Source organism: Citricoccus sp. (genome assembly GCF_035445025.1).
In the GTDB taxonomy this organism is placed as follows: Bacteria; Actinomycetota; Actinomycetes; order Actinomycetales; family Micrococcaceae; genus Citricoccus.
The window spans coordinates 28740-30449 of record NZ_DAOMPX010000036.1 but is presented as its reverse complement, the minus strand read 5'-3'; the positions used below and the strand labels follow the sequence as shown (position 1 = coordinate 30449).

1 protein-coding gene is annotated in these 1710 nt (G+C 68.8%); it reads right to left on the bottom strand.

All coding sequences use genetic code 11. The annotated features are described in order from the left end of the window. Positions 1-7: 7 nt before the first annotated feature. A complete protein-coding gene (locus PLJ28_RS11425) occupies positions 8-1447 on the bottom strand; it encodes an MBL fold metallo-hydrolase (RefSeq protein ID WP_324590154.1) in 1440 nt (479 codons plus the stop codon). Between the last annotated feature and the right edge of the window lie 263 nt (positions 1448-1710).

Sequence of the window (1710 nt, the reverse complement as noted above, 5' to 3'; positions counted from 1 at the left end):
TGTCCGGTCAGGCGCTGACCGGCTCCTGGGCCGTCGCGGAGGTCTCCGGCTGGACCCCGGTGCGGCGGGCCCACTCGGACCAGGCGCTGAAGCTGCCGTCGAGCTCGACGACGTCGTGCCCGGCCCGGCGCAGGGCGCTGGCGGCCACCGAGTTGCGCGCGCCGGACTGGCAGTACGTCACGATGGTGCCCTCGGCGGGCAGCTGGTCCTGGTGCCACAGCACGCGGCCGGCGCTCAGCTGACGCGAGCCGGGGACGTGGCCGTCGCTGTGCTCGGTCTTGTTGCGCACGTCCAGGACCAGGGCGGCGTCGAAGCCCTCGAGCTCCTCCGGCTGGATGATCCGCGGGGTGGTGATCGGCAGGCCCTGGATTCCGGTCACGTAGCCGGCGACCTTGTCGATGCCCACGCGCACCAGGTGGTCCCAGAACTGCTGGGCCTGCTCCTGGTCCTGCGCCAGCAGCACGAGCGGGCGGTCGTCCTTCTCCGGGTCGTAGGCCCAGCCGCCGTAGGTGGCCATCTTGCCCGGGGCCGGGATGCTGATCGAGCCGGGAACGGTCCCGGCGTGGACCTCGTCCACGGGGCGGGTGTCCACGAAGGTGACCTTGTCCTGCTCGAGGTCGCGGGCAACGTCCTCGATCGCCAGCTCCTGCAGCGGGGCGCGGTCACCCATCACGGCCGGGCCGTCCCGGTTCTCGCGCTTCATGCGGCCGAAGTAGGCGTGGGCGTCGGGCTGGCCCTCGAGCAGTTCGTCGATGAAGCCCTGCTCGTCGTCGTTGGCGACGTACTTGCCCCACCAGGCATAGAGGCGCTCGTAGCCGACCGTGGAGGAGGGGATGGCACCCAGGGCCTTGCCGCAGGCCGAGCCGGCGCCGTGGGCCGGGTAGACCTGGACGTGGTCCGGCAGCGTCACGAACTTCTCCTTGAGGCTGCGGAACAGGTCCTTGGCACCGCCGAAGCGCGTGTCCACGCCACCGGCGGCCTCGTCCAGCAGGTCAGGGCGGCCGAGGTCGCCGGAGAAGACGAAGTCACCGGTCAGCATGTAGCCAGGCTGGTCGCTGAAGGCCCCGTCCGTGACGAGGAAGGACAGGTGCTCGGGGGTGTGGCCGGGGGTGTGCACGGCCTGGACGGTGATGTTGCCGATCGTGATCTTGTCCCCGTCGTGGAGCAGGTTGGCCTCGAAGCCGTAGGTCCAGTCGGGGCCGCCCTCGCCGGAGACGTACATCTCGGCGCCGGTCTTGGCGGCGAGCTCACGGGTGCCGGAGAGGTAGTCGGCGTGGATGTGGGTCTCGGTGACCGCCACGATCTCCATGCCGTTCTTCTCGGCCAGCTCCAGGTAGGGGGCGAGGTCGCGGCGGGCGTCGACCACGACGGCCGTGCCGTTCTTCTGGCAGCCGATGAAGTAGCTGGCCTGGGCGAGGTCTTCGTCGTAGATCCGTTCAAGCAGCATGGCGTCTCCTTCGTTGGGTTCCAGATACCCCCTCGGGTATCCGCTCTGAGTCGAGAGTAATACCTCGGGGGGTATCTCGCAAGTACCTCGGGGGGTATCTCGATCATGCGGTATGCTGGTCAACATATACCCCCTGGGGTATATTCCGGTAGGTGCCGACGGACGTGTCCGGTCCACCTCCGACCCTATGACCCTCGAGAAGGAGAACTCGTCATGTGCCAAGCGGTGACCTGCAGGAAGTGCGGCAAGACCACGTGGGCCGG

Excerpts from the sequence above, each read along its gene's own strand:
- PLJ28_RS11425 (WP_324590154.1), bottom strand. The coding sequence starts at position 1,447 with ATGCTGCTTGAACGGATCTACGACGAAGACCTCGCCCAGGCCAGCTAC.